At 49.6% G+C, this 20,184-nt stretch carries 19 protein-coding genes; 6 read left to right on the top strand and 13 right to left on the bottom strand.

The annotated features are described in order from the left end of the window. Window positions 1-21: 21 nt before the first annotated feature. Entirely contained in the window at window positions 22-708 is a 687-nt protein-coding gene (locus tag PDUR_RS25535) for a Crp/Fnr family transcriptional regulator (protein ID WP_042208715.1), read from the top strand. A gap of 99 nt (window positions 709-807) precedes the next feature. On the opposite strand, the gene PDUR_RS25540 is transcribed toward PDUR_RS25535, so the two are convergent. From PDUR_RS25540 to PDUR_RS27580, 3 genes are all read right to left on the bottom strand, one after another. Beyond that, window positions 808-1,728: an HD domain-containing phosphohydrolase gene (locus tag PDUR_RS25540; RefSeq protein ID WP_042208716.1), complete on the bottom strand. Its 921-nt coding sequence runs from the start codon at window positions 1,726-1,728 to the stop codon at window positions 808-810. A gap of 15 nt (window positions 1,729-1,743) precedes the next feature. Further along, complete coding sequence (locus PDUR_RS25545) at window positions 1,744-2,376, bottom strand: hypothetical protein (RefSeq protein WP_042208717.1); 633 nt, start codon at window positions 2,374-2,376, stop codon at window positions 1,744-1,746. Window positions 2,377-2,486: 110 nt separating this feature from the next. Next, window positions 2,487-5,492: an ABC transporter substrate binding protein gene (locus PDUR_RS27580; RefSeq protein WP_052410403.1), complete on the bottom strand. Its 3,006-nt coding sequence runs from the start codon at window positions 5,490-5,492 to the stop codon at window positions 2,487-2,489. 264 nt (window positions 5,493-5,756) lie between these two features. Between PDUR_RS27580 and gtfA the strand changes: the two genes are divergently transcribed. Both gtfA and PDUR_RS25565 read left to right on the top strand, forming a co-directional pair. After that, window positions 5,757-7,211 (top strand): sucrose phosphorylase, encoded by a 1,455-nt coding sequence (gtfA, locus tag PDUR_RS25560; protein WP_042208718.1) that lies wholly within the window; start codon window positions 5,757-5,759, stop codon window positions 7,209-7,211. Window positions 7,212-7,314: 103 nt separating this feature from the next. Next, window positions 7,315-8,292 (top strand): LacI family DNA-binding transcriptional regulator, encoded by a 978-nt coding sequence (locus PDUR_RS25565; protein ID WP_042208719.1) that lies wholly within the window; start codon window positions 7,315-7,317, stop codon window positions 8,290-8,292. 42 nt (window positions 8,293-8,334) lie between these two features. Here PDUR_RS25565 and PDUR_RS25570 read toward each other — a convergent pair whose 3' ends face one another. Beyond that, window positions 8,335-8,589, bottom strand: a complete 255-nt coding sequence (locus PDUR_RS25570) for a YciI family protein (RefSeq protein ID WP_081949682.1) — start codon at window positions 8,587-8,589, stop codon at window positions 8,335-8,337. 228 nt (window positions 8,590-8,817) lie between these two features. On the opposite strand from PDUR_RS25570, the gene PDUR_RS25575 reads away from it, so the two are divergent. Next, window positions 8,818-9,840 (top strand): LLM class flavin-dependent oxidoreductase, encoded by a 1,023-nt coding sequence (locus PDUR_RS25575; RefSeq protein WP_156130628.1) that lies wholly within the window; start codon window positions 8,818-8,820, stop codon window positions 9,838-9,840. 62 nt (window positions 9,841-9,902) lie between these two features. Beyond that, window positions 9,903-11,135 (top strand): peptidase T, encoded by a 1,233-nt coding sequence (pepT, locus tag PDUR_RS25580; protein WP_042208722.1) that lies wholly within the window; start codon window positions 9,903-9,905, stop codon window positions 11,133-11,135. A 98-nt stretch (window positions 11,136-11,233) separates the two neighbouring features. Here the strand turns inward: pepT and PDUR_RS25585 are convergent, their stop codons facing one another. The 7 genes from PDUR_RS25585 to hxlA all read right to left on the bottom strand — a co-directional run bounded on the left by PDUR_RS25585 (window position 11,234) and on the right by hxlA (window position 16,073). Then, window positions 11,234-11,614, bottom strand: coding sequence for a winged helix-turn-helix transcriptional regulator (locus PDUR_RS25585; RefSeq protein ID WP_025691543.1), 381 nt, complete (start codon window positions 11,612-11,614; stop codon window positions 11,234-11,236). 152 nt (window positions 11,615-11,766) lie between these two features. Continuing rightward, window positions 11,767-11,937 (bottom strand): aspartyl-phosphate phosphatase Spo0E family protein, encoded by a 171-nt coding sequence (locus PDUR_RS28390; RefSeq protein WP_081949684.1) that lies wholly within the window; start codon window positions 11,935-11,937, stop codon window positions 11,767-11,769. Window positions 11,938-12,081: 144 nt separating this feature from the next. Then, window positions 12,082-12,678: a response regulator transcription factor gene (locus tag PDUR_RS25590; RefSeq protein ID WP_042208723.1), complete on the bottom strand. Its 597-nt coding sequence runs from the start codon at window positions 12,676-12,678 to the stop codon at window positions 12,082-12,084. 23 nt (window positions 12,679-12,701) lie between these two features. Beyond that, window positions 12,702-14,084 carry a sensor histidine kinase gene (locus tag PDUR_RS25595; protein WP_042208724.1) on the bottom strand — a complete coding sequence of 461 codons (1,383 nt, stop codon included), beginning with the start codon at window positions 14,082-14,084 and terminating at the stop codon, window positions 12,702-12,704. A 3-nt stretch (window positions 14,085-14,087) separates the two neighbouring features. Continuing rightward, complete coding sequence (locus PDUR_RS25600; protein ID WP_042208725.1) at window positions 14,088-14,720, bottom strand: HAD hydrolase-like protein; 633 nt, start codon at window positions 14,718-14,720, stop codon at window positions 14,088-14,090. Window positions 14,721-14,875: 155 nt separating this feature from the next. Beyond that, a complete protein-coding gene (gene hxlB / locus PDUR_RS25605; RefSeq protein ID WP_042209721.1) occupies window positions 14,876-15,433 on the bottom strand; it encodes a 6-phospho-3-hexuloisomerase in 558 nt (185 codons plus the stop codon). 7 nt (window positions 15,434-15,440) lie between these two features. Continuing rightward, on the bottom strand, window positions 15,441-16,073 hold the full coding sequence (gene hxlA, locus PDUR_RS25610) for a 3-hexulose-6-phosphate synthase (RefSeq protein ID WP_042208726.1): 633 nt from the start codon (window positions 16,071-16,073) through the stop codon (window positions 15,441-15,443). A gap of 256 nt (window positions 16,074-16,329) precedes the next feature. On the opposite strand from hxlA, the gene PDUR_RS25615 reads away from it, so the two are divergent. Further along, window positions 16,330-17,742, top strand: a complete 1,413-nt coding sequence (locus PDUR_RS25615) for an MATE family efflux transporter (RefSeq protein ID WP_042208727.1) — start codon at window positions 16,330-16,332, stop codon at window positions 17,740-17,742. A gap of 170 nt (window positions 17,743-17,912) precedes the next feature. Here PDUR_RS25615 and PDUR_RS25620 read toward each other — a convergent pair whose 3' ends face one another. Continuing rightward, window positions 17,913-18,191 (bottom strand): hypothetical protein, encoded by a 279-nt coding sequence (locus tag PDUR_RS25620; protein WP_042208728.1) that lies wholly within the window; start codon window positions 18,189-18,191, stop codon window positions 17,913-17,915. Between the two features lie 396 nt (window positions 18,192-18,587). Beyond that, entirely contained in the window at window positions 18,588-20,144 is a 1,557-nt protein-coding gene (locus PDUR_RS25625; RefSeq protein WP_042208729.1) for a sensor domain-containing diguanylate cyclase, read from the bottom strand. Window positions 20,145-20,184: the final 40 nt, after the last annotated feature.

Genomic DNA, 20,184 nt, shown 5'->3' on the forward strand with positions numbered 1-20,184 from the left:
TTTAAAAATTGGGGGAATTCCATGAAGCCGGAGCCTGGCGTACTGCAGACCTGTCTGTTTTTCCGTGGGAAGAGTATAGAGGAGCTTGACGCCATGCTGGAGACGATGCGCTTTACCGTTCGGGACTGCAGCAAGTCGGAGATGATTATCAGCGAAGGCGAGACTGCTGACCGGCTGGGGATTGTGCTCTCCGGAGTGGTGGATGTTCACAAAATTCATCCCGGCGGAGGCGGCATAACCATTGCTAGACTGAAAGAGGGGCAGACCTTCGGGGAAGCGGTGCTGTTCCGGCGGGAGAATGTATACCCGGCCACCATTATTTCTGCGGGGCGCAGCACCGTGATGTTCATCGGCAAGCAGGAGCTGCTGAGGCTGTTCGCGGCCGACACCGACATGCTGTCCCGGTATATGGAGAATCTGTCCGAGCGGCTCGTCATGGTCAACCGCAAGCTTGAAATTCTGTCGGCCGGTTCGCTGCGCCGCCGGGTTGTGCATGATTTGCTGCGTCGGGCGGACCGGCAGGGTACGGACACGATCCGGCTGCCTTTCACCCGCAAGGAATGGGCCGAGCATCTAAATGCCGCACGTCCTTCCCTGTCCCGGGAGATGGGGCTGCTGCGCGATAATGGCTGGATTGCGTTCAAAGGAGATACGGTCACGCTGCTGGACCGGAAGAAGCTGGAGGGAATCATGGAGCAGGAGGAATAATGCAGCCGGTGCCGGACTTATATATGGATATAGAGTCTGCCGCCGGAGTTTGCCGATTATGCGATAGAAATGAAAAAATGACCCTCCTTATATGGAAGATCATTTCTCTTCGGGCTTCAGTATCCCGTCTGCGATTAGCACCTGTTCAAACAGCCTGACCAATTCGGCGTCATAGTGGATCCCCGACAGCCGCTTAAGCTCGTCCATGGCAATCTCGGGGGAAAGCCCTTTGCGGTATGGCCGGTCGGAGGTCATGGCATCAAAGGTATCGGCAATGCCGATAATTTTGGCCTCCAGCAGGATTTCTTCTTCCTTAATCCCGTAAGGATAGCCGGAACCGTCCAATCGCTCATGATGCTGCAGGATGATTAGGCAGATATTGTTGTAATATAAATCCTTAACCATGAGGTAGCCGTCATAACAATGGCGTTTCACAATCTCGAATTCCTCTTCCGTCAAGCGCCCCGTCTTATTCAGAATTTCTTCCGGGGTATGGATCTTGCCGATATCGTGAAATGCAGCCGCAAAATATAAATCTTCCAGCTTGTCCTTTGGCATTTTAATCATCCTGGCAATCATCAAGCAGTATTTCTGCACTCTGCCGCTGTGCTTGAACGTATAATTATCCTTTTCTTCTACTCGTTTAATAATATTCTCCAGTTTCCTGATCCGGTGGCTGATGAGATGAAACGCAGGCTTGGTTGTATACCACAGCAGCTTCAGCTCAGTCAAGGTGCTGAAATACACCGCTTCCTGCAGATAATGGGTGTAGAAATAATCGCCTTGACTGAGGACGATATTCTCGCCTTCAGCCTTATAGCTGCATTTTCCTTCAAGTATGTAGAAGAATTCCATCGTGTCGGCCTCTTCGCCGGGATAAACATAGAATAGTTTGTCTTGCTGAATAGTCTGAAAAATTACTTCCGAGCCGTCACCCTTAGCCAATAGGAAATAGTCAGAGGATCCTTCATGTTCTTGTGCGATGCTGTGTCCTTCACTTCCCAAGTTCAGGCCCTTCATAATTTTCAGCCCCCCTTATAACGATACGACGATAGGATCAATCCAAACCTCGCGATCCGCGATCTTAACCAGCTTCCAGGAACGCTCGGCAACAACTCCCAATTGGGCGGCCTCGGAGATGGCTGCGTCTGCAATTTCCAAGGTGTCGTTATACAAATCCGTAATCAGCTTGTCAAGCTCATAGGTATAAACTTTAGTACGTGCGGAAATCAAATCGTCATTAAGAGAGACCTTTTCGTTCAGCTTGTTTATTTTCTCCTCAACTACTGCCGAATCTCTGCTTTCAGGGGTAAATAATTGATTGATAAGCTCATTGGAAGCGGCCTGTATTTCCGCAACCTCGGCGGCTGCTTCGGCGTCCTCCTGATCCAGCTTGGCGCTCAGCTTCGCCGCAGCCTTACCCAGCTCGATCCGCTTAATATCCCGTAAATAATCTTCTTGAAGCTTATCCGCCTCAGCGACTGCTTTTTCAATCTTGTTGTCGATTTTTTTATTAGCTATGTCGATAATTTTTAGTGCTTTTTGCTGATCCTTGGTGAGGTTGTCCGCCACCTGTGAGGCCGCCACCTGTGAGGCAAAAACCGCACTGCTGAACAGAAACAGCGCCAGCATGAGGAGCGACCCGGTGGTCAGTAGCTTTTTGAGCATGTTTACTTTCCTCTCTCTGAATTGAATTCGATTTCATTTTCATTATAGTATCGATTATAGCCGTTTGCCAGTTTAATCCGATGTGCAAAATGTATCGAGATTTCCTTTAATTATTTGGATTTTCTCTTGGGTTCTTCGGCAGCCAATTCCCCTTGTTTATACTCCTGAATCCAGGACTGCACCTGACTCTCGGGAATCGGCCGGCTGATATAGTAGCCCTGGACCTTGTCGCAGCTCATCCTCTTCAGGAAATCCAGCTGTTCCTCCGTTTCGACTCCTTCCGCGGTGACGCTTAGTCCCATATCATGGCCGATAGCGACTATGGAGCCTGCCAGCGGCATACTGCTCTTCTCTTCAAGAATGCTGTCGATAAACGACTTGTCGATTTTGAGCGTTGTGATTGGCAGCTGCTTCAAATAGCTGAGGGAAGAGTAGCCTGTTCCGAAATCATCAAGGGCAATCCCGATTCCCCATTTCTTCAAGAACTCCAGCTTGGCGCTGATTTCCTCAAAAGATTCCATAAAAATGGACTCTGTAATCTCCAGTTCCAAATACCGGGGGTCAAGCCCCGTTTCACGCAAAACCTTCAGCACGGTATCCGTAAAATTCTCAAGCAGCAGCTGGATCACCGAAATATTGACCGAAATATGATAGGGACCCATGCCTTGACGGTGAAGTCCTGCAAGAAAAAGGCATGCTCTCCGCAGAACCCATTCCCCGATCGGCACAATCAGGCGGCAGTCCTCGGCAATCCGAATAAAGGACAGGGGCGAGACAAATCCCAGAACCGGGCTGTTCCACCGAATGAGCGCCTCGAATCCCCAAAGATCCCCCGTCTGCAGCTTCACCTTGGGCTGGTAATGCAGGGATAGCTCGTTGTTATCGATTGCTCCTCTTAAATGCTTCTCAATGATCATCCGTTCGTCAAAATACTGCTGCATATTCTGTCCATACAGGACGTACGTTCCTTTGCCCGCCTGTTTGGCCTTGTACATGGCAATATCAGCATTCTTCAGCAGCTCCTCGGCGTTCTTGCCGTCCCGCGGATACTGGGCAATGCCGACGCTGATGGAGACATGCACGGTGCTGTCGCCGAGCTGGAACGGCTCTTTGAAGCTCTGAATCAGCGCCTCGGCGTAGAAAACCGTCTGCTCCGGCCGCTCCATATTTTTCAGCAGAATAACGAATTCGTCTCCGCCGAACCGGTAATGCCTGCTCTGGCCTTGGGCCATCCCCAGCAGCCTCTCTCCGGCCAGCATAAGCAGCCGGTCGCCAAGGGTATGACCCATTGTATCGTTAATATATTTGAAATTGTCGATGTCCAAAAAGTACAGCGCGGCCTGCCCGCCCTCATTCTCTTCGATATACTCCTTCAGTTCCTCCGTTAGGGACAAGCGGTTCGGCAGTCCGCTAAGCTCGTCGTTATAAGCAAGAAGCCGGTGCTTCTCCTCGCTGGCCTGAAGCAGCGTCTGGTTCTCGACCACCTTGTTGTACTGCTCCAACAGTTCATCCTGCAAGGCGGTCAATTCCTCATAGGTCGACTCCAGCTCCTGGTAGCTCATCTGAAGCTTGCTCTCGTATCCTTTGAGGTCTGTAACATCTGTCATCGAGCCGGCAAACCGGACATATCCGCCCTGCCCGTTCCGCAGCACCTTGCCTCTGGCCTGGAACCACTTATATTCCCCCGATTTGGTCCGTATACGGTATTCGCTGTAATAGTATGCAGACCGTCCTGACAGATGCTCTCTCCGCTGCCGGTCCTCCTGTTCGAGATCATCGGGATGAATAATCCCTTTCCAGCCGACATAGAACTCGTCAAGCTCCCCGATTTCATAGCCTAGCAGCTCGTACCATCTGTCCGAGAAGTAATAGGTCATCGTCGTCATGTCAAGATCCCAGATTACCGCATCGGCGCCATACGCCGCCAGACTGAATCTCTCGTTGCTTTCCACCAGCTGTTTCCGGATTCTTCTGACCACCGAGACGTGGAACAGCAGCACGGCGATGAATACAATCAGCACGGAGAACACCGCGATAAGGATAAGCACCAGGCTTCGATACGTCTCGTAAAAAGAGAACGGCTTGTTAATCACCTCGCTGCCCGGAGGAAGGTCCTTCACTTTAATATGGAAGTGCTCTAATTGGTTGTAGTCGAACACATTGCGGCTCGTTCCGGCGTAAGAGACGGGGATGCTGTCTGGACTTTCTCCGTGAAGGACGCGCAGCGCTACATTCGCGGCTTTCTCCCCAAGGAGCCTCCCGCTGAGCAGGTTTCCGCCGAATGCGCCGTGATTGAGTCCGTATTCATACATATAGTAAAGCGGGACCGTACTGACGGCCGAAAGTTCGCTCGAAAACCGGTCAAGCTCAGTAACTTTGCCGGTAACGTCACTATAAAAGGTTGTCGCCAGCAGGATGCTGTCGGAAGAAAGCGATGATACCGTCCGGTTGATTTCTTCTTCTGACATTTGGTTCATGCTGTGGAGCTTCAAGCCAAGGTTCATCGAATTCAGTTTCTTAATTACTAATTGGGCAGTAGACAAGCCGCTCTCTGAGTTATCGTACACCAGATAGACATCTCGGATGGAGGGATTAATGTAAAGCGCCATTTTGATCGTTTCGGAAGGGTCGATATTCTCGATGACGCCAGTGATATTCTTATGGTCCTTGATTTGATCGTAGCCAACCTCATTTATGCCGCTAAAAATAATGGGCACGTCGCTTAACAGCTCTTTTCGGTTCTTGGCTGCAAAATCGAACGCGCGGTCATCCGTCGTTATAATAGCGTCGATATGTAATTTTGCGTATTTGCCTTTGATCAATTCGTAAAAGCGCTGCAGATTTTCCTCGCTCGGATACCTTTTCCAGTCCAGGTATTCCGTATAAATGACGGGAGGAACCTTCGAGCTCTTGAGCCGCTCTTCAATGCCGTTGTTCTGGTCGTCCGTCCAAGAGAATCCTTTATGATAGGAATGCAGGATCAGTACATTCTGCTGGGAAGTGTTAGCTTCAACGGCCTTAACCTCTGCAGGCTGGCAGATTAACACGAAGAGCAGAAGCAGCCATAATACGCTCCACATTCGCCTTTTTTTGGAATAAGCTGTCCTTGTTCCCATATGCATAACCCACTCCTCAATGCCCATCACCATGCTCTCAGCAGCAAACGGGAAATATCGACATTACTATTAATTCGCGGCCTAATTTATACCTCCTTCTATATGTCGGAAGAAAGTTCGAATTTTTAAATGGCCGCTTTTATTTTTTGTGAAGCTTAATATGCTAACCGGTTGACATACAATGTAACCGCTCTTATACTGAATATATCTTCTAGTCCCTCACACGTTTATTAACCATTTCAAGCAGAACAGGAGCCGATCAAATTGACCATTAAAAATGAGATTATGCTGATCACGTACGCAGACAGCCTTGGCAAGAACCTGCAAGAGACCGCCGAACTGCTTTCCGCTCATTTCAAAGATATTGTTGGAGGCGTTCACATTCTGCCCTTTTACCCCTCCTCCGCCGACCGCGGATTCGCTCCGCTTACTTATGAGGAAGTCGATCCTGAGTTTGGAACCTGGAATGACGTCGCCAAGATTGCAAACGATTTCTATTTGATGTACGACTTCATGATTAACCATATTTCCCGCAGCTCGGCTTATTTCAAGGATTTTCAGCAGAACAAGGACACTTCCCCCTATCGCGATCTGTTCATCCGGTACAAGGACTTCTGGCCGGGCGGCGAACCGACGCAGGAAGACGTTGACGCTATTTACAAGCGCAAGCCGCGGGCGCCGTACATTGATGTAACCTTTGTCGATGGAACAACCGAGAAAATTTGGTGCACCTTCGACGAGGAGCAAATCGACCTTAATCTGTATTCGGAAACGACGAAAAAGTTCGTGAAGGAACAGCTTCAGGGACTGGCCGAACGAGGCGCCTCGATTATCCGCCTGGACGCCTTTGCATACGCTACCAAAAAGCCGGGCACAAGCTGTTTCTTTATTGAACCCGACACCTGGGAAATGCTTGATGAGGTCAAGGCCATTCTGGAGCCATACGGAGCGGAGCTGCTTCCGGAGATACATGAGCATTACAGCATCCAGTTGAAGCTTGCGGACAAGGGGTATTGGGTATACGATTTCGCGTTGCCGATGCTTGTGCTGCATGCGCTGTACAGCGGGAAGTCGGAACGGCTGACCCACTGGCTGAACATCTGCCCGCGCAAGCAGTTCACTACGCTGGATACGCATGACGGCATTGGCGTCGTCGACGCCGCCGACCTGATGACCCCCGAGGAAATCGAGGAAACGAAGAACAACCTGTTCTCCCAGGGCGCCAATGTGAAACGGGTCTACAATACAATGGCTTATAACAACCTGGACATCTACCAGCTCAACTGCACCTACTATTCGGCCCTGGGCGACGATGACGATGCCTATGTGCTGGCCCGCGCCATCCAGTTCTTTGCTCCAGGCATACCGCAGGTCTATTATGTCGGACTGCTGGCCGGCAAGAACGATATCGAGCTGCTGGAGCAAACGAAAGTCGGACGCAATATCAACCGGCATTTCTATACGAAGGAAGAAGTCGAAGAAAATCTGGAGCGTCCCGTGCTGAAGCGGCTGTTCGCGCTGATGAAATTCCGCAACAGCTATGCCGCTTTTGACGGTAATTTGACAGTAGTAGACAACGGGGGCGGCTCCAAATTAGAATTAATATGGACGAATGGACCGCTCCGTGCCGCACTGTCCGCCGATCTTGCGACACGAGTGTTCACGGTTCATTATACGGATGAGCACTCCGGCAAAGAAACGCTGCTGGCTGGAGTGTGATATCATCCCAAGATTTAAAAACATGCTCCTACGGGACGCGCTCCGCCGCCTGCGGCGGTAAAGCGCGCTCCCTCTTTTAGGAGCCCGGGACAGGAGCGATTACATGCCCACCATTAAAGACGTCGCTTTAAAGGCCGGGGTCTCGGTTACTACCGTATCCCGTGTGCTGAATAACAGGGGATACTTGAGCGAAGAGTTGAAGAAAAAAGTATACAGCGCCATGGAGCAGCTCAACTACCGGCCCAATGAGCTGGCCCGCTCGCTCAGCCGCTCCAAGTCGAATATTATCGGACTGATTGTTCCGCATGCGGCTCATCCCTTCTTCGGCGAATTAATCAGCAGTATCGAGGAGCACGCCTATCTGCACGGGTACAGGCTGCTGCTGTGCAATTCCCATCTGAACAGGCAGAAGGAAGCGGAATATATCGATATGCTTCGCTCCAGCCGTGTCGATGGCATCATTCTGGGCAGCCATACCTTGGAGGTGGAGGACTACCGCCAGATTCACCTGCCCGTAGTTACGTTCGACCGGCGGATCAGCGCCGAGGTTCCTTATATTTGCTCCGATAACTACAAAGGCGGGGAACTGGCAACGAACCTGCTGGCCGACAAGGGCTGCCGCAAAATCGCCCATATCAGCGGCCATCCCCATCCGGACCTGCTGGCGCTCAAGCGGCTTGACGCCTTTAAGGAGATTGCCGCGCTGCGCGGCCTGCAGCATATAGAAATGCATACCGATCTGCACGGATTCCATTTTCCGGATTATGAGCGCCTGACAGAACGGCTACTCGAGGAGCATCCCGATGTAGACGGCATTTTTGCCAGCAGTGATATCATTGCCGCCTATGCGCTTAAAGTATGCCAGGCCAGAGGACGCCGGGTGCCTCAGGATATCAAGATTGTCGGCTATGACGGCGTTTCGCTCCGGGACCTGTTCTCTCCCGATCTCACAACCGTATCCCAGCCGATTGCGGAAATGGCCCAGAAAGCGGTCGATCTCATCATGGCACAGGTGCAGGGCGATGCAGTGCCGATGGAAAATATCTTTCCTGTAGAGCTTATACAAGGCGGGACAACATAGACGAACGATCCCTCAATTTCTATTGGGGGATCGTTTTATCTCCTAACGCAGGCGCCATTCTTTCACCGTTACTGTTGAAGAGCCTCTCCGAATGAGCGGGTCCGCATTGCCGATTTCTTCCGCTTCGGCAAGCGAGGAAGCCGATATTAGATAAGCGCCGCCCGTAGCGTCGCCAAAGGGGCCGTACATTTCAAGACAACCCTCTTTCTTTAACCGGTCAAGATGCTCATAATGCCCCGCAACATCTTCGGGATTAAAATGTTCTGTTCTTGCGGTAATCAGCAAATATCTGTTCAATGTCATTCCTCCCCCAAATTTATAAAATCTTCCTCCCTATCGTAACAAAAGTAAGTGGTCATGGCGACCTAGCTTTCTGCCGGATAGCGGCAATTCAGTATAGCTCCCCAAACTTACTTAAAGTAGGTAAATGGTGATTAGTTATGCTATAATCGCTGTACTGCACTGGTTAGCAGTGGTTAAGACCGCTTTATGATATATATACCGTGTTATATGGGAGGCTTGTATATGAAGCAGCTTCAAGATATACCCGTATCCGTGCTGGACCTGGCTCCGATCACGGAAGAAGGCACGGCGGCGGACGCGCTGTGGAACGCGCTCGATCTGGCGCAGCATGCCGAACGCTGGGGGTTCCGCCGCTATTGGCTGGCCGAGCATCATAACATGCCCGGCATCGCCAGCTCGGCCACGTCGATCGCCATCGGGCATGTGGCGGCCGGAACGAAGAGCATCCGCGTCGGCTCCGGGGGCATTATGCTGCCCAACCATGCCCCGCTGATGATTGCCGAGCAGTTCGGCACGCTGGAATCCCTGTTCCCGGGCCGGATCGATCTCGGCCTTGGCCGTGCGCCCGGCTCGGACCAGCCGGCTTCCCGGGCGATCCGCCGCGGCATGGGCAGCGACGGCAGCGATTTCCCGGAGCAGCTGGCCGAGCTCCGGGCTTATTTCAATCCCGGCGCTGCGGATTCGCGGCCTCCGGGCGTAAGGGCCGTTCCCGGCGAGGGACTGAACATCCCGATCTGGCTGCTCGGCTCCAGCGGCTTCAGCGCAAGGCTGGCCGGCCAGCTCGGCCTTCCCTTCGCCTTTGCCAGCCACTTCGCGCCGGATTATCTGCTGCCCGCCCTTCATCTATACCGCACCAGCTTCCGGCCCTCCGGGGTGCTCGATAAGCCGTATGCCATGGTCGGACTCAGCGCCGTCGCGGCGGACACGGCCAGTGAAGCCCGGCGGCTCGCGACCTCCTCACAACAGCAGGCGCTCAGCCTCATCCGCGGCCGTCCCAGCAAGCTAAAGCCTCCGGTGGACAGCATGGATGAACTGTGGAGTCCACAAGAGCAGTCCCTTGTCCTTGGCAGGCAGCAGTATGCCATTATCGGCGATAAAGCAGCTATTCAGGAGCGGATGCAGCAGATCCTGGAGGAGACGCAAGCGGACGAATGGATTGTAACCTCACAGATTTACGATCATGCCGCCCGTTTAAGGTCCTATGAAATTCTTGCCGAAGCCCTCTGCACGAAATGGCCTGAATAGGGTTTCCCTTCCGGACATGATAATATAAGGAGTGCTACGAAGATACAGAGGGGATGAACAGCATGAAGCAAGAGGTTATGGAACGCTTTTTTTCGTATGCCCGCATGGATACGCAGTCCGATGAGACCAGTAAGATCTGCCCTTCAACACCGGGACAGTCGGTGCTGGCGCGGAAGTTGGCGGAAGAGCTGGCCGAAATAGGGATGGAGGAAATTACGGTCGATGAGCACAGCTATGTGTTCGCTTCGCTTCCGCCAAGCAGCAGCAAAGAAGTCCCCGTCATCGGATTTCTCGCCCATTTGGATACCGCTACCGATATGTCGGGCGCAGGCGTGCGTCCGCAGATTGTGGAATCCTATGATGGCGGCGATATCGTGCTGAACCAAGCGCTGAATGTCGTCCTTTCTCCAAAAAACTTTCCGGAGCTCAGCGGATATAAGGGGCAGACTCTGATTACGACCAACGGCACTACTCTGCTTGGCGCGGATGACAAAGCCGGCATCGCCGAAATTATGACAGCCATGCATTATTTGAAGCAGCACCCGGAAATCAAGCACGGCAAAATCCGGGTCGCCTTTACGCCTGACGAGGAGATCGGACGCGGCGCGCATAAATTCGATGTGGCCGCCTTCGGCGCCAAGTTCGCCTACACGATGGACGGAGGACCGCTCGGAGAACTGGAGTATGAGAGCTTCAATGCGGCGGCGGCACGGATTACCTTTCACGGCGTCAACGTCCATCCCGGAACAGCCAAGGGAAAGATGATCAACTCCGCCAAAATCGCCATGGCTTTTCACGAACGGCTGCCCGCTGGGGAATCGCCGGAGTTCACGGAAGGCAAGGAGGGTTACTACCATCTAACGTCATTCCAGGGTACTGTGGAAATCAGCCGGCTGAATTATAATATCCGGGACTTTGACCGGGAACGGTTCGAAGAACGGAAGGCGTTTATCCAGACATTGATCGATGAATTCAGACAGACTTACGGGGAAAACAGCATCGTACTGGAGCTCAATGACCAATATTACAATATGCGCGAAAAAATCGAGCCCGTACGCCATATCGTCGATATTGCCCATAACGCAATGACAAATCTTGGCATTACGCCGATTGTCCATCCGATTCGCGGCGGCACCGACGGCTCCCAACTGTCTTATATGGGACTGCCGACGCCCAATATTTTTGCTGGAGGGGAGAACTTCCACGGGAAGTTCGAATATATTTCAGCCGATACGATGGTTAAAGCGACCGAAGTGATCATCGAGATTGCCAAGCTGTTCGAACAGCAGGCCTGATCCACCTCGCGCCTCATGCAAGAAGCCTCCAAACCTTGGCTGAACTGCCAAGCAAGGAGGCTTCTTTATGCGTAATAGACGGTTGCTCAGACGGTGCTTTAAGCCTCTTCCTCATCCGGTCGTCCGTCTTTCCAAATGACATTTTCCCCGTAGTTCTTGCCCCAGTCGTACATCATGCGCAGGACAGGCATCAGACTTTGACCATATTCCGTCAAAGAGTATTCTACTCTCGGAGGGACCTCCGCATACACTTTGCGCAGCACAAGCCGATCCTCCTCCAGCTCCCGGAGCTGGTTCGTCAGCATCTTTTGCGTGATATGGGGAATGAGCTTCTTCAGCTCGCTGAACCGTTTCGTGCCGTCCAGGCCGAGATGCCATAGAATAATCAGCTTCCACTTTCCGCCGATGACGGCCAGAGTCAGCTCTTTTTCACAGTTAATTTCCTTAAGATTGATCCGGTCCTTGATCTCCGTCGCCATGTTTCCAGCCTCCTCTTGTAGATATCATACTACAAAAAAGAAACGCATGCCGCCCCGAAAGAGAGCAAGTTCCGTGAGGACCTGGCGTAAACATGGCGGTTTGGACTTTCGAGCGGGCAAGCGGCTGCGAACAATCCTTAAGGTTTAACCATTCATGCAGTCGGCCCATGTTGTTGGTGTATTTTCCGGCGCAAATAAGTATTCAATAGCTTATCTAATTCTACAGATTTATTAATCGTCCGTTGATCCTTAGCTCCATACATTTTTGCAAATAGATAGAGCACCACCCTCTTTTGTTCGATCATTTGTTCCAGCTCTTTCAAGTTGACCGCCTCCAAGTCGATTAGACGGTTGAAAACCCGAATAATTTAGAATGGCATTTGATATATTTTCCAAGCAAAATCCCTTTCACTTTTCTATTATTATCCAGTTGCCCATAAAAAGGGAGGTCCAAATTTATGGACCCCCTAAAAACTAATACCTTGCTCCTTAAGCTTATCTTTTACGAATCGAATTTGTTTTTTAATTGTGCTAATGGACTTATGGAGCTGTCCGGCAATCTGGGTCTTATTAAGACCTCTCGATCTTAGATCGTATACTTGCCGTTCCGATGGAGTAAGAACTTTACTCAGCCTGATTTCTTTCAAATATTCCTTCCTTAAAACCTCAGAGCCGTCAGGATGAATATAGATTTGGTTCATATGCGCATCCCGAATTGCACGTAATATGTCAACGAGACTACTTTTATTTATAAAATTTACGGCTCCGCTTTTAAAAGACTGGGCTATGACTTCTTGCTCTTTTATCGCAGTTAACGCTATGACCTTATGGCCCGCTTGACTTAGAACTCTAATTGCCATTAGACCGTCTAAATTCGCCCTGGATAAATTTATATCCATCAATATGACATCAAATTCAAGAGACTTTGTTGCTTCAACAGCATCGGGCCCATTATCAATAATCCGTACGACCTCGATATCATTTTCTTTATTAATGTATTTTGAAATATTCTTTTGCCAGAAAGGTTCATCCTCAACTAAAATTACTCTAATCTTATTCTCCATAATATATCATCCCTTTCGAGAGTTTATGCAGACGTCACAATTCTCTTTTTGGGGAAGTGAAGGACAACGGAAGTTCCTATACCTTCAACACTGTTAAATGTAATTGTCCCTTGATGGGCTTTCATAACGTTGTAACAGAAGCTCAGCCCTAAACCATGATTTTTTGAATTTTTTTTGGTGGAAAAAAAGGGCTCCATGATCCTGGCTAGTTCTCCGTTTGGAATGCCTATACCACTATCCTCAATCTCAAGCGCGATCTCTGTTTTAATACGGTATAATTTCACCTTAATAAGCCCCTGATCCCCTTGGTTAATAGCTTCAATGGCATTATTAAGAAGGTTTTTAATAACCTCGCCTAAGAGTACATCGTCACACTCCATTTCGACATTTTCTAAAAGGCTGACTTCGATTTGTATTTTTTGTGCTTTAAGAACACCTTGAAACCCCTGAACAGAGGATAATAGGATATCATTCAAATGGTGACGGTCTTCTCTAAGAACAATTTCTTCGGTTTTGGATTTTATTCGCTCAATCATGTGGTCGATATGCTCAATGGCTGGCAATGCCGATTTAATAGCTTCCTTTGCTTCTATAAGATCGTTCTTCTCGGCAGCCTCCTGAGCGATGAGGAAAAAAAACTTGATTTTGTGAATTTCGTTTTTTATGGTGTGGTTAAGTACAGCCGTACCGGAACTCATGATTTGGAGAGATCGGTCAAGAGCCTGTTGCTCCACTTTCACTTTTAATCCAAAGACCCCGGATAAAAAAATATAGATAACAAACAGCAAATAACCTACTCCAAAAATGACTGGAAGAGTCATGAGAAATGTTTCACTTTTTATTTTAAAAGCAGCAGGTATATTATTGAAAATATAGACACCTAAATAGATCGGGACAACAATAACAAGTGCATTGAACTTGCTTTTTTTAATTGCTTGGTTTTTTTCTGAAAACCATGATCTAAAAATTAGATAAGTGGCTGCACAATAGTAAGGAGTAGACCAAATAAGCAAGAACATAAAATCAAGATCTAGCTCAGGATAAAATTTTGTCCTGAAAATCATTAGAATTACGGGTATAAATAATACAATTGCTAATCTGTTTTTAATTTTTGAATGGGTTACTTTTGTAAAAACTATTGCATACATTAAAACTGCATACGGTGCTATAGATTGTCCCAAAAACTGGAAATATATAGAGAGTTCGTGCAAGAAAAAAATCACGGTTTCATAGATTCCATTGTTTTTAAATGCAGGTATAGTATTGTTTCTAAGAACATTTGATAAAGCGCCTATTGAGGCACAGTAATTACAAAGCGCCAGCCATCGAATCGATTCGTTTTCTTTAGAGCGAGTGACAAGAAGCACTGTACCTATAATGAAGCTGAAAAAGAAAATGAAAGACATCCTTTATTCTCCTTCAATGAAGCTCAAGATATCATCAGGCTTGGCAGCAATAAAAGTCGGCTTCCCTTGTTGCAGAAGTGGGGATGAATCATAGCCCCAGGTTACACCAATGCTTTTTATCCTTGACCGATTAGCAGCCCTGATATCTCGCAGTTCGTCGCCAACATAAATGAGGTCCTCTTTTTTTAAGTTAAATTTTTTGCAAAACTGATCCAGGTCTCTAAATTTCGTAAAAGGATTAGATGAAAAATACTCGTAATCAAAGAAATCCATTTGATTGTTTTGAAGAAACTCGCGGGTAGCATGTTGGGAATTGGATGTAATAAAACCGATTTTAATATTCCGAGCCTTTAAATCATGAAGCAGCTTTGAAATTCCATTCACGGCTTTCATCGTAGGGAAAGCATCCTGGTAACCTGCTTTAATTAACATTCCAACGATGGGCATCTGGTACCAAGGTACCCCTAATAATTTACAACGGTCTCGGATGGATAAGCGGCTAAGTTCTTCCACCTGGTCAGGTTGAATACTCTGGAAGCCTTTAGTTGCAGCGATCTGGTTAAATAGTTGAACGGCTAGTGATCTGGTATTCACCAACACTCCATTAAAGTTAAATACAATGCATACTTGTTCCATATTACAATCTCCTTACCCAAAAATATCTATTAATTCAAACCTATTCTATATAAAATAGTGAGTCAACGGTACTAAGTCCCTAATTTAAACGAAAAGAAACCCTGCGCCCTGTGAAAGACGTGGGTTTCTCCATTATCTGAACGCATGCTGCGCCGCTACTCCAGATTGGCATGCTTGCCGAACATTTGGGTTGTCGTTTGCCCCGTTCTATCCATTAGCCGCAATATAACGGCATCATAGAACAGAAGGAGCGTCTGCTCAAACAGCGAGGCCATCGGCTGAATCGTTGAGCCGCTTCCTGCCGCCTGATCTTTCGCCGCTCCGGGCAGCTTCACCGTATCATCGGCCAGACGTCCAATCGTCGACTCCGGGTTGATCGTAAGCGCGGCTACGCCCGCGCCGAGTACCTTGGCTTTATTCGCCATCGTGATCAAGCTCTGCGTCTCTCCCGAGCCGGAGCCGAGGATAAGCAAATCTCCCTCAGCGATACCGGGAGTCACCGTTTCTCCAACCACATAAGCTTCCTTGCCCGCATGCATCAGCCGCATAGCGAACGCCCGCCCCATGAGACCGGATCTTCCTGCTCCCGCAAGGAATATCCGGTTTGCGCGAAAAATCCGTTCGGCGAGTTCCTCCGCTTCCTGCACGGGAATCCGGGATACGGACCGCTGCAGCTCATTGATAATTTCCTCCGCGTATTGTACGGTGTTCATCGGCGGCTTAAGACTGGCTGACAAGACGTTTCATTTCGGCAGCCGCTGCCTTTTTGTCATCTTGTCCGGTAATGCCTCCGCCTACGATGACAAGATCCGGTTTCGCCTCGATCACTTCAGGCAGCGTGTCCAGCTTGATGCCGCCCGCGATGGCTGTCTTGGCCTGCTTGACCACACTCTTGATCGCCTGCAGATCTTCAAAGGAGTTCTTGCCTTCGGCTTGATGATCGTAGCCGGAATGAACGCAGATGTAGTCAGCGCCGAGAGCGTCCACTTCTGCCGCTCTGCCTTTGATGTCCTTGACGTTAATCAGGTCTACGAGAACTTCCTTCCCGCTTTTCTTGGCTTCATCAACCGCGCCTCTGATCGTGGAGTCGTCGGAAACACCGAGTACGGTAATAATATCCGCGCCCGCTTCAGAGGCTTTCATCACTTCGTAACCGCCCGCGTCCATAATCTTCAGGTCGGCTAATACCGTAAGCTGCGGAAAAGCGTCCTTGATCGCTTTTACAGCGTGCAGTCCTTCATTAATCACGATCGGAGTTCCAATTTCAACAATATCTATATAGTCAGCAACTTCCGCCACCACTTCTTTCGCTCCGGGAATGTCTACCAAATCAAGCGCCAATTGCAATTTCATAGGGTCATAGCTCCTTCGTGATTATATAATTTATTGCTACGCCTATTGTAGACAGTACATTTCCTTTTAGGAAGTAGGCACTTTGCCGTGGCGTAGTCACCTGGAGGATACTACTGTGCAAAACCGCAGAAAATTTCAGAAATCCATAATCTTTTAGTCACGCGGGAAAAAGGGATGATTTTAACTAACAGCTGTGCTAATATTGTCCTTTGGAATCAACGGAGAATCCTGACTTTACAAGAAGAAGGTGACCCTCATGGCTGCTGACACCGCTGTGAACAAGACGGAAAATGAAAGCCCCTCCCATGAAAAAATCAGTCTCATCAAGCTGACCTGGCCGATCTTCCTCGAACTGTTCCTGTTCATGCTGATGGGCACGGTAGACACGTTTATGATCAGCTCCGTTTCGGACGATGCCGTATCCGGCGTAGGGGCGGCGAACCAGATCATCCAAATCGCCATCCTCGTGCTCAGCGTAGTCGGAAACGGCGCGGCCATCGTCATCTCCCAGTATCTCGGTTCCAGAAAGCTGCTCGAAGCGGCGGATGTTACCGCAAGCTCCATTACGCTTAGTCTCGGCTTAGGTGTTCTGCTGAGCATGATCTTCCTCGTATTCGGAGGAACCCTGCTGTCCATCCTTAACATACAGGGTGATATTTTTGTCTATGGAAAGACGTACATTGTTATTGTCGGCGGTTTTATTTTTTTCCAGGCGCTGATTAACGCCCTTGCGGCCACGATCCGCACCCACGGCTTCACTAAACAGACGATGCTGCTGTCACTGCTTATGAACATTCTACATGTGATCGGCAACTATATTCTGATCTTCGGCCACTTCGGCTTCCCAGCGCTCGGCGTGCAGGGCGCGGCCATTTCAACCGTGCTCAGCCGCCTGATCTGCCTGTTCCTGTTCTTCCTGCTGATGTACCGGATCATGGAAGTGCGCATCAAGTGGTCTTCTTATATCTTCCTAAGCAAAAGCTATGTCATGAAAATACTGAAAATCGGCGTCCCTTCCGCTTTCGAGTCGATTATTTACCAGGCATGCCAACTCGTGTTCACGCTGTATATCACCTATTTGGGCGCGGAAGCCCTAGCGACCCGCCAATATGCGCTTAATATTTCAAGCTATGTATACCTGTTCAGCATGGCGGCAGCTATGGGCACCTCCATTATCGTCGGTCACCTTGTGGGCGCGCGTCGGCCGCAGGAGGCTTACAAGCGGGTGTTCCAAAGCGTCAAATGGGCGCTGCTCGCCACCGTACTCATTGACGCAGTTGCCATCGCCTTCCGCATCCCGCTCTTCGGGCTGTTCACGGACAACGAGAACATCATTCTAATGGGGGCTCAGGTGATGCTGCTCAGCTTCTTCTTAGAGACAGGGCGGACCACCAACCTGATTATCATCAATTCCCTGCGGGCATCAGGAGACGCCCATTTTCCGGTATACATGGGGCTGATCTCCATGGTATGCATGAGTCTGCCCTTGGCCTATGTGCTCGCCTTCCAGCTTCATCTTGGCCTTGCCGGGGTCTGGCTGGCCAATGCGGCCGACGAGTGGCTGCGGGCGGTCATTATGTATTTCCGCTGGCGCAGCCGGGCCTGGGAGAAGTATGCTCTGGTTGAGCATGAGCCAGCCGAAGGAGAATCGAAACCCGCAATGGGATGATACCTTGCGCGGTACTCGTATCCAGCGGGTTTAGCGACCGGAAAGCAAAAAAAAAGACCTCGTCCTCCACTTAACCGTAGATTTCGAGGTCATTTTCGGGTTGTTTCCCTATGATACGAACACTTTGGGGACAGCCCCATTGACAAGATACCCTGATCTGCTGCAGGAACTTAATCCAAATATCCAGCCAATCCCTTATCCATCAAATAGTCCATCTCCGCATCCAAAATACTCTCCACCATCAGCTCGTCCAGCTTCACATCGCGGCGGCTGAGCACGTAGTCGACCAGATCATCGCTGTCGATGTCAACTTCACCCTTGGCGTTAGCCTTGGCGCTGTTAATAAAGGTCTGCTCATGCTTTAGAATAAGGGTAATCGCCTTCGGATCAGCCTTTGTTTTGCCTGCGATGAACCTGATCATTTCCTGCTCGTTTATATTCTGGTTCATAATTGTTCATCCTCCCGCTTGGACCTGCAAACCCATTGTAGCATAAGTCCGCCGCTTGCACGCATCCAAAAGAACGGGGTATTCCGCAAACTTCCATCATCGAAATTAATTGGTGAGACATACCAGGCTGCTACTTCTGCCTCAGGCATAGGATCATTAATGTAAGGTAAGCTAGATCTGCAAGTAAAAATAGTATTAACGATTCATCAGACATATCCTTTAATAGAACCCACATTTTCTCACCTTCACAAATTACAAAATTTTCTTCCTTATGGCAAATTATACCTCATAAATTAGGGATTAATAAAGCTTTTTTTCAAAATAAAGTAAAAAAATATCGAGGTCTCCCACAGCACGGGAGAAATCTCAGTCAATGAATTCGATATACAATACGTATCAGGAGACCGAGGAATGGCCGCCCACAGTCACTTTATTCTTGCCGTTTGTCTTGGATAGGTATAAGGCTTCGTCCGCCTCACGGTACAGCTGTTCAAAAGGCATGTCCGGGTCTTCCGTATAAATCATCCCGATGCTGACCGTCAGATGGATGCTGCGCCCGTCTTCCAGCATGAGGGTATGCCCTACCACCGCTCTGCGGATGGCTTCCGCCTTGTCCAATGCTTCCGCTTCATCCCGGGCAAAAAGGCAGAGCATAAATTCCTCTCCTCCCAACCTTCCCGCGATGGCCCCATTTTTGCAGAAATTCCGGATTTTGCAGGAAAACGATACCAGCGCTTGATCGCCGGCCAAATGCCCGTATGCATCATTAACCTGCTTGAAATCGTCAATGTCCATCAGCAGCATGGCCATCCCTTCCCCCTCCCTGTACTCCCGGGAATTGAAAGTATTCAGGAAATGCCTGCGGTTGTACAGACCCGTCAAATCATCAATGGAAGCCTGGTACTCCAGTTCGCGCTCATAGCGTTTTTTGTCGCTGTAATCACTGATCATCATCAGCATTGCACCCTCTTCGGGACTTCCTTCCAGCGGTATCAAGGATATACTGCAATACAAATTCTCCTCTTCGGCAGGCTCCAGTTCAATCCGCCCTCCACACTGATTCTCATAACAACCCAGAATACTAGAATACTGCTGCAAAAAAGGCAGGATACTAAGGCCCAACCAGCGGAACGGAGCGGGACCGAACATTCGGGTCAGCAGCTTCTCACCCGTCTCATTAATGCTGAGAATAACGCCGTTCCGGTCTGTCAGCACCATTCCCTCTACAGCGCTGCCAAGCAAGTGATCAGAGACAGAGGGCACCGGCGAAAGCTGCGGGTAGCGATAGATGGTAAAGAACACGACCGCAACGGACGGCAGCAGAGTAAGGACCGTAAATCCCGTGAAGGTGATCTTCAGAGCGGGGATTGCAATGCCCGAAATCACCGAAATCAGCATTCCGAGCAGCAGCAGCACATTCGGCTTAAGCTTATGCCCCGGGACGGCCTTAAGCGACGCTGCGAGCAGAAAAGCCGCATACAGGCTTAAGACCTGATCATATGCAATCAGCGCCATGCTAAGCAGCGTGGGCTGCATCATAATTCCGATGATTCCGCCTGTATTGACCAGCCCTACCGAGCTGCGCATTAGATGATGGTAAGGGTCAGTGAAGATAAGAGCAATATCCAGGACGAGGGGAATGGACAGAAGCGCCAGCTTCCCCGGAAATCTGCTGGGCAAGGGAGAGACATAGTCCCTGACGGCAGCATAGGCGAACAGAGGGATGAACAATAGAGGAAGCTGCTGCAAGTCTCGCATCAACAGCTTAATATTGAATGAGGAAGCCATGATCTCTGCAGCGGTTGAGACTAGCCCAAAAGCGATCAAGATTAGAAGGACCCAAGCATAGCGCCTGCCCGGCAGTCTTCTGAACCGGCAGGCGAAAATGCCCATATAAAGGCTGATTGTTCCGCTGAGCAGCAAATAATACGGATATCCCTTCATCCACGGCATGAACATTTCTCCTATTTTCATATTTTGCTTCGACTAATTA

Source organism: Paenibacillus durus (assembly GCF_000756615.1).
Taxonomy (GTDB): domain Bacteria; phylum Bacillota; class Bacilli; order Paenibacillales; family Paenibacillaceae; genus Paenibacillus_AQ; species Paenibacillus_AQ durus.